A 7,911-nucleotide genomic window follows, 5' to 3' on the forward strand; every position below is an offset into this window, starting at 1 on the left:
TCCGGTTTCTCCCCGCGCAGTCGTCTCTCCGCGTCCGGTTGCGCCGGCGAACCCCACTCCTGGCATCGCGGACATGTTCACCAACATCGTTGGAGCCTTCGCAACGGATCTCAACGATCGTGTGCTGGATTCTCTGCGCCCCTCACCAGAAGTCCTCTTCGACCCCGGCGATATCGAGATCCCACAAGGCATCGGGTATCATCCCAACTCTGCGCCGACTCCGGACATGGAACCCTTCGTCGTCTTCCGAGACGATCTCGTCACCGTCACCGCCATCCTCGTCGAGCATCCTCCCGTGGCACCCGCTTTCGCCTTTCGGTTCGACAGTGAACACGGATCGGTGACCATCTCCGGGGACACCTGCGAAACCGCCAACCTCGTGAAGCTGGCCAAGGGCACGGATCTGCTGCTCCACGAAGCGATTGACTTCGACTGGGTCGACCAGATGTATGCACACCGTGATGACGATGAAGGCAGAGCCTCCCGAGACCATCACTACAAATCTCACACCTCAGTCAACGGTGCCATTCGTGTCGCCACCGCGGCGCAGGCTCGTGCACTAGCGCTTCACCACCTGGTGCCGGGGTCCGCTGACGACACCGTCTGGCGCAAGGGGCGCACCAGGTTCGACGGAACATTCCTGGTGCCGGAAGACCTCGACACCATCAACATCACCACTGCAGCACACGCCGCGACGAGGAGCTGAAACAAACATGCATGACAACAAAGACGTTGTTGACAAGGACGGTCTCCAGACCTCTCTGAAGACGCCGGAGATGCGACGCATTCTGACATCGAGCTTCGTCGGCTCAGCCATCGAATTCTACGATTTCATCCTGTACGCAACAGCGTCCTCGATTGTGTTCGCAAATCTGTTCTTCGCTGGACTCGGCCCGGGCCTCTCCCTGTTTGCCTCGTTCAGCACTTTGGCCGCCGGCTATCTGGCCAGGCCACTGGGCGGGGTGATCTTCGGCCACTTCGGCGACAAGGTAGGGCGCAAGAAAGCATTGATCGTTTCCATGGTGATGATGGGCTCGGTCACCGTGGTCATCGGCCTCATGCCGCCGACTGCGTCAATTGGGATGATCGCACCGGCATCCCTGTTCACCCTTCGGATCATCCAAGGCATCGCCGTGGGCGGAGAATGGGGCGGTGCTGCGCTTATGGCACTCGAGCACGCGCCGAAGGCCCGGCGTGGCCTGGCTGCGGCGTTCGCCAACGCCGGTGGTCCTGCGGGAGCGATTTTGGCGACGCTCATTCTGTCACTGACTGCGACGCTGACCGGGGACAGCTTTGTGACATGGGGCTGGCGTCTGCCGTTCCTGCTCTCGGCCGTACTCATCGTCGTCGGCCTTGTGATTCGTCTCAAGGTCAGCGAAACACCTGCCTTCCAGCAGCTCGAAGAGGAGAGCGAGGAGAGGAAAGTCCCGCTGCTCACAGTGTTCAAGAACTACAAGCGCCAAGTGCTCATCGCTCTCTTCGCAACGATGACTATCTATGTCACTCAGGGCCTGACGACCGTCTGGGGCGTATCGGTCGCAGTCGCAGCAGGTGAGGACAAATCCGATGTCCTCAACTGGAAAGCCGTCGGAGCGTTGACGACCCTGATCGTCACCTTCATCGTTGCCCGTCTCAGCGACAGGATCGGGCGCAAACGTTCTCTCATCGGTGCCCATGTGGTGGCCGCAGCCCTCGCGGTTCCGATCGTGCTGCTCATCGTAAGCGGAGAGCTCAACCAGTACGCCGTTGCAATCATTCTCGGCAATGGAATCGTCCAGGGCCTGTGCTATGGACCTATTGCGGCCTATGTCTCTGAGCTCTTCCCACCTGCCGTGCGATACACCGGCGCATCGGTCGGCTATCAGCTTGCCGCTGCGCTCGGAGCGGGGCTGTCACCGATGATCGCGTCTGCCCTAATCTTGATCTCGGGCGTCGGCCCCTACCTCATCGGAGGGGTCTGGGCACTCTTCGCTGTAGTCGGGGCGATTGCCGTGATGGCGAGCCGTCCCTTTTCAGAAGGTGACCCGAATCCTGGGGCGTCGGTCGTAGAACCCGACATCGAGCCACTGGCTCAGGCTCACGGAAAATAGAATCGTCATTTTGAGCCGGCTGATAGACGAGTGATCTGAGCGTTGAGGAATCTCTGCTCGGGAACGTTCGTGCACAGTCTGCTGGCGGTCCGGTATGTGGCCAGCGCCTCGGCGGAATCTCCGAGCGCTTCCAATTATCGGCGTCCGGACGGCGTGCAGTCGGTGGCTGCGGCTTCGACTGCGGCCTCGGCTATGGATGACTCATCAGGACGAAAGCGCGCGAACACCCGTCGTTCACGCTCGAGGCGGCTACCGTCCTGACGTTTGGCATCGATGAGCCGACGCGACGCGACCCGCAGCAACCAACCTCGGGGCTTGTCCGGCACTTCTGCCGACGGCCACTGTAGGGAGTCCTCGAGCAGCGCCTCCTGAACGGCGTCTCGCGGCGCCACACATTCTCACTGGTCGTCATCGTCATTCATTCGTCGTAGTCACCGAAGACCGGTCGCAGCTCCAAGGGCGGCACCGCTCGTTCGGCTGTCGATACGCAGATCGCCAACGCCAAGGCCGAGGTCGCACGCCTGCGTGAGTTCGCAGGGTCTGCCCGGAGCGTGTGAAGACTGATCGCTGTGGAGCTTCGCCTTTGAAGGAAGATTCCTTGTGATAATCTGCGAACCGGTGCCAGTGGGTAGCTGAGTTTATTCTCAGCTGACTGCCCGGCACCTGTTCTGCACATCTAGAGCCTTTCGGGGAGGTCCCGACATGCGAAAGTTCCTGCTCACTAGCGGCATTGCCCTGATCGTCGTCGGTTCGGCGATGTACGCTTCGGGACTCTACGACAACAGCAAACCGACCGGAGGCGGCGCCAACATCGGAGCAGGTATCCTGGCGGTCCTCGGTGAAGCCCTCGGCATCATCGGCGTCTGTGCTGTCGTCGCATCTGCTATCACGGCGTTGGTTGTCTGGCTGAGGAAGCGGACTTCCGCGCAGCGGTGAGTCGGTAAACGGATTCAGCTGAGAGGCGAGACCACCGTGACGCCGAGGTCCTCGAGTAGTTCGTCCAAGACGATGCGTCCGGCTCCTTCGCCGATCGCTCCGACCGCTGTCAGCGACTGGGTGAGAGCCAGACCATCGCGGCCTTTGGCCAATCGGTCGGCGAACAGGACGAGAGCTTCGGTGTCGGGATGATGGCTGATCTCAGTCTGGCGAGAGTGCCAGACGATTCCTGCAAGATTCTGCGTGGACGCATGAATGGCCTTGGCCACGGTGCGCGTGCACGGATAGTGCTCCTGCGCTGAGGACGCGATGGCGGGCCGAGGGATATTCAGCTGCGTCAACGCTGAATTTCGCAGGTCAGCTACTTGCAGCGTCTCCGTTGTCGTCAGGCCGACGTGCAGCTGCCCATAGAATCGCGCCTCGGAGACCTCGCGCACAATCCACTCTCCGATGTCGCGAAGCACCGTCTCCAATAGGGCTGCGTGAGGAGTCTTCGCCAAGTAGACAGTCGGAACTCGGATATCAGTTCCTGCCTCATTGAAGGGCGAGAACCTTGCATCGCCGTACCCGCGGTTGGCCTCGGTATGGCCGAACCGTGAGCTGTAGACCCGATGCCATGTGCTGCCTTCGGCGATCGTGCACGTCGGCAGCTGTTCTGCGTGGGCGAGTTCGGTCAGCGTAGTGGTGGCGACGGGGCAGTGTCCTGGTGCTGGGCACTCGAGATCTTCGGGTGCGAAGACAAGTCTCATGCGCCGACAGGAAAAGCGAGGTCGGCGACCTGACGCTCGACGGCACGAATGACTCGTTTCCGGTCCGTGACGATCGCGTCGGCGGGGATCTCCCCGCTGAGCAGTCCGGTAGGACTGGTCAACCACGACCACAAGGACCACGGTTCCATACCTGCAGCCAGGACCGGTTGGACGAGTTGCTCGCTGACCAGTTCGTTGAGTTGCCCGTCCGCGGAGAGCTGGACGTTGGGGATGAGCGTCTTCCCTTTGACCTCAACGGTGAACAGCAGATTGTCTCTCCGCAGCCGATTCACCCACGAGCGTGCACCGCTTTCTCTGGTTCCGCGGAGCTCGGCAAGAGTCTTGTAGGTGGCCGCGCCTTCGTCTTCGACGAGTCGGACACGTGCGTCGGCAGTGCGAACTGCCTGCTTCTGTGTGGCCTCCGAAACCAGAGGGAGGTCGTTGACATAGGCGCGGTCCACCGTGGCGCGGAGCTCGGCTCGCGCTTGGATCCGGAGTTGGACGTGTTTGGCATGAGCTTTGATCACGTCCTGAGCCTCAGCCTGAGTCAGCCCATAGAGATCGAGCTTGATCGTCTGCTCTGAATCATGCGCTTGAGCGGTCATTGCTGCCTCCTCGAATACATCTATTCTAACAATTGCAACATGACACAATCTAGTGTTGCGAGGACTACTGATCCGAAGAATTCGCCTGAGGGCGCTGATAGACATGGCCATGCTCGAACCCTTAGGCGGACAATGGGTTCAAGTTTCGTGAGAACCGGTCCGAGCCCTTCCGTCGTGCATTCGAAGACGAAGAAGATGCGCGTGCGGCGGCGACAGCACGCAGGGAATCCGGACGAGTGAGCCACGAAGAATTAGATCGTGAGCTCGGCCTGAATAGATCGCGTAGGGAAGAAGATTGAGCGCGCACGGTGCGGACGAGGTTATCCGTGGCAGTTGCTCAGATGGCAGTCAACGGAAGAGCCACCTCAGCGACCCCGTAGAATCGACCCCGTCGGCTTTGCACCGACACACCACACAGATTCGAAAGGACCGAAGTGACCGACATCTTCAGTGAACTCAAGGCCCGCGGGCTCGTCGCAGTTTCCACCGACGAGACCGCCCTGCAGAAAGCCCTGGCCGAGGAGTCGCTGACCTATTATGTCGGTTTCGATCCGACGGCGCCGAGCCTGCACATGGGCAACCTCGTCCAGCTGCTCACCGCCGCCCGCCTCCAGCAGGCCGGCCACAACCCGCTGGCCCTCGTCGGCGGCGCCACCGGCCTCATCGGCGATCCGCGCATGTCGGGGGAGCGGACGCTCAACCCGCGTGAGGTCGTCGAGGAGTGGGTGGCGAAGATCCGCACCCAGGTCGAGAAGTTCCTCGACTTCTCGGGACCCCATGCCGCTCAGATCGTCAACAACCTCGACTGGACCTCGCAGCTGTCGGCCATCGACTTCCTCCGCGACATCGGCAAGCACTTCCCGGTCAACCGGATGCTGTCGAAGGAATCCGTCTCCGCACGCCTCAACAGCGAAGCAGGCATCTCCTTCACCGAATTCTCGTACCAGATCCTCCAAGGCAATGACTACCTCGAGCTCAACCGCCGCTACGGCTGCTCCCTGCAGACCGGCGGATCCGACCAGTGGGGCAACCTCACCTCGGGCGTCGACCTCATCCGCCGAGTCGAGCAGAAATCCGTCCATGCCCTGGCCACCCCGCTGATCACGAAGGCCGACGGAACGAAGTTCGGCAAGACCGAATCCGGCACCGTGTGGCTCGACTCGTCGCTGACCAGTCCGTACGCGTTCAGCCAGTTCTGGCTCAACGCCGACGACCGCGACGTGGTCAAGTACCTCAAGGTGTTCTCGCTGCGCCCGCTCGACGAGATCGAAGCCATCGAAGCCGAGTTCACTGCCGCCCCGCACACCCGTGTGGCGCAGAAGGCCCTCGCCGAGGATGTCACCACCCTCGTCCACGGGCGCCAGGCCTACGACCAGGCCATCGCCGCAGCCTCCGCCCTCTTCGGCGGGGGAGAGCTCGCCGGTCTCGACGCATCGACCCTGGGTGCCGCCACTGCCGAGCTGCCCCGCGGTGACGTGTCCGCGACCCAGCTGTCCGAGGGCCTGCCCGTCGCCGACGCGTTCGTCGCCGCTGGCATCGTCAAGTCCAAGGGCGAGGCCCGCCGCGCCATCAAGGACGGCGGGGCGTATGTGAACAACGTCAAGGTCGCCGACCAGGAACAGGCCCTGACCTCCGCCGAGGTGCTCCCCACCGAAGCCGGGGGAGTGATCCTTCTGCGCCGGGGAAAGAAGACCCTCGGAGCTGTTGACATCATCAACTGAGCGTCATCGTCACCGACAGCACCGTGCCATCCCAGAACCGGGAGGCACGGTGTTGTCGTATTCACGACCGTCGTCCACGTCCACAATCACCGGCCTTGTGAAACCCGAATACAAGCCATGTGCTTGTCGGCCTTGCCGACTGGGCCGCATTCCAGCCAACCCGCCGACTGATCTGAGGGAAACACCATGGCGAGGCCGACGTTGATCAGACAGACTGGAACAGAATCCGAAACACGAAGACGCGACGAGCTCACCCAGCCGCGAGCATCGCGTGACGACAACGAACGAGGAGCCCATGCGCACCCTGCTCAACATCATCTGGTTCATCTTCTCCGGCCTCTGGCTGGCACTCGGATACTGGGCCGCCGGCATCATCGCCTGCATCTTCATCGTCACCATCCCCTGGGGCATCGCTTCCTTCCGGATCGGCAACTACGCGCTGTGGCCCTTCGGCCGCGAAGTCATCGAAACCCGCCCGGCAGGGGTGGCGACGACCCTGGGCAACATCATCTGGCTCATCGTCGCCGGCATCTGGCTGGCCATCGGCCACGTCATCACCTCGATCCCGCTGTTCATCTCGATCATCGGCATCCCGCTCGGCTGGGCGAACATCAAACTCATCCCCGTATCACTCATGCCGCTGGGCAAGCAGATCGTCGACAGCGATCGACTCATGCCCGGCTACCGCGGAGCCTGAGCCTGCGGCTCAAGAGCTCTGCTCCTCGAGTTCCTCGAGAGAGATGCGGCCTTTGCGCACTGCCCAGAGCACGCGGCGGGTGCGCACGATTCGAGGCAGGGTGATGATCAGCAGTCCACCGAGCATGTTGAACGGGATCACGATCCCGAACCACTGCAGGAAGTCGAGGATCGAAATGTCCGCCCCGGCCATCATGGCGGCGAGGATGACGATCGCATTGATGGCTCCATGCAACATGCTCGCTCCGATCACCAGCAGACCGGTGATCATGCAGACGATCGCCTTGACCGTGTCGTTCGATGTTCCCTGCTGCATGCGTGTCGCCAATGTGATCGTTGCGCCGGCAAGAAGCGAGAGGGCGAGCATGACAGCGAGGGATGACTGGTTGATATAGCTCAGCGCCATATCGACGAGCGTTTGGTGGTAGTCCGGAAGAGCAAGGACGATCAGCCAAGCAAATACCGCGCCGCCGAGCAGGTTGGTCACGAGAGTCACCGACCAGAGTCGAAAGACCTGGGTCCAATTCGCCTGGCCTGCGATGACGGCATTGATCGGCAGCAGGAACTCTTCGGTGAACAGCTCCGAATGCGCTAGCTTCAACGCCAGCAGGCCGATGCCGAACGCCATCCCTGCGAGGATCTCCGACCCGGTCGTCTGCTTGACGAGCACCATAGCCAGGATGCCGAGACCGACATCGATGCCACCGAAGAGTCCGGTGACGATGAGCTCGGGCCATTTCCGGTTGAGCCGCTTGGCACCCTCGGTGACTGTATTTGCTGCCTCGTCGATGAGAGCGTCCTCGAGATCGAGGTCGTTGCGGCCAAGTCGTTCTCGCTGCTCTTTCTGAGTCATTGGGCCAGTGTAGGGGCGAGGCACCGGGAATCGCTGGGAGTCGCCTGCATGGTGAGGGTAAGAGGCGGCTGCGTCGGGTGGGTGCGGGTGCTGGACGTTGCGTCTGCGAAACGCACCGATGCCTCTGCGAAACGCACTGATGCCTCGGCAGAAACGCGCACAGACCTGCGCTTCAGGGTTCGGTGACGGGCGTCACAGCAGAATTTCCGCTTTCGAGTTGCACGGTGCGCTCGGAGTGGTCTAGAGTTATATCTCGTTGCC

The 7,911-nt window shown here is 61.7% G+C and carries 8 protein-coding genes; 5 read left to right on the top strand and 3 right to left on the bottom strand.

Annotated features, from left to right (window positions below):
- Positions 1–73: 73 nt before the first annotated feature.
- From FHG09_RS20190 to FHG09_RS19420, 3 genes are all read left to right on the top strand, one after another.
- Entirely contained in the window at positions 74–706 is a 633-nt protein-coding gene (locus FHG09_RS20190; protein ID WP_227492895.1) for an MBL fold metallo-hydrolase, read from the top strand.
- Between the two features lie 7 nt (positions 707–713).
- Positions 714–2,090, top strand: coding sequence for an MFS transporter (locus FHG09_RS19410; protein WP_152349290.1), 1,377 nt, complete (start codon positions 714–716; stop codon positions 2,088–2,090).
- Between the two features lie 702 nt (positions 2,091–2,792).
- On the top strand, positions 2,793–3,026 hold the full coding sequence (locus FHG09_RS19420; RefSeq protein ID WP_152349291.1) for a hypothetical protein: 234 nt from the start codon (positions 2,793–2,795) through the stop codon (positions 3,024–3,026).
- Positions 3,027–3,040: 14 nt separating this feature from the next.
- Here FHG09_RS19420 and FHG09_RS19425 read toward each other — a convergent pair whose 3' ends face one another.
- Entirely contained in the window at positions 3,041–3,775 is a 735-nt protein-coding gene (locus FHG09_RS19425; RefSeq protein ID WP_152349292.1) for an RES family NAD+ phosphorylase, read from the bottom strand.
- Positions 3,772–4,380 (bottom strand): hypothetical protein, encoded by a 609-nt coding sequence (locus tag FHG09_RS19430; RefSeq protein ID WP_152349293.1) that lies wholly within the window; start codon positions 4,378–4,380, stop codon positions 3,772–3,774. Before FHG09_RS19430 ends, FHG09_RS19425 begins: the two co-directional genes overlap by 4 nt.
- A gap of 434 nt (positions 4,381–4,814) precedes the next feature.
- Between FHG09_RS19430 and tyrS the strand changes: the two genes are divergently transcribed.
- Positions 4,815–6,101 carry a tyrosine--tRNA ligase gene (gene tyrS / locus FHG09_RS19435; protein WP_152349294.1) on the top strand — a complete coding sequence of 429 codons (1,287 nt, stop codon included), beginning with the start codon at positions 4,815–4,817 and terminating at the stop codon, positions 6,099–6,101.
- A gap of 295 nt (positions 6,102–6,396) precedes the next feature.
- The gene (locus tag FHG09_RS19440; RefSeq protein ID WP_152349295.1) at positions 6,397–6,798 is read left to right on the top strand and encodes a YccF domain-containing protein; all 402 of its coding nucleotides are present in this window, start codon (positions 6,397–6,399) and stop codon (positions 6,796–6,798) included.
- Positions 6,799–6,807: 9 nt separating this feature from the next.
- Here FHG09_RS19440 and FHG09_RS19445 read toward each other — a convergent pair whose 3' ends face one another.
- On the bottom strand, positions 6,808–7,650 hold the full coding sequence (locus FHG09_RS19445; protein WP_152349296.1) for a formate/nitrite transporter family protein: 843 nt from the start codon (positions 7,648–7,650) through the stop codon (positions 6,808–6,810).
- Positions 7,651–7,911: the final 261 nt, after the last annotated feature.

It is taken from the genome of Brevibacterium sp. CFH 10365 (assembly GCF_009299785.1).
GTDB classification, from domain to species: Bacteria; Actinomycetota; Actinomycetes; order Actinomycetales; family Brevibacteriaceae; genus Brevibacterium; species Brevibacterium limosum.

Coding starts and splice junctions, on each gene's coding strand:
- FHG09_RS19430 (WP_152349293.1), bottom strand. CDS start 4,380: ATGACCGCTCAAGCGCATGATTCAGAGCAGACGATCAAGCTCGATCTC.
- FHG09_RS19440 (WP_152349295.1), top strand. CDS start 6,397: ATGCGCACCCTGCTCAACATCATCTGGTTCATCTTCTCCGGCCTCTGG.
- FHG09_RS20190 (WP_227492895.1), top strand. CDS start 74: ATGTTCACCAACATCGTTGGAGCCTTCGCAACGGATCTCAACGATCGT.
- FHG09_RS19425 (WP_152349292.1), bottom strand. CDS start 3,775: ATGAGACTTGTCTTCGCACCCGAAGATCTCGAGTGCCCAGCACCAGGA.
- FHG09_RS19445 (WP_152349296.1), bottom strand. CDS start 7,650: ATGACTCAGAAAGAGCAGCGAGAACGACTTGGCCGCAACGACCTCGAT.
- FHG09_RS19410 (WP_152349290.1), top strand. CDS start 714: ATGCATGACAACAAAGACGTTGTTGACAAGGACGGTCTCCAGACCTCT.
- FHG09_RS19420 (WP_152349291.1), top strand. CDS start 2,793: ATGCGAAAGTTCCTGCTCACTAGCGGCATTGCCCTGATCGTCGTCGGT.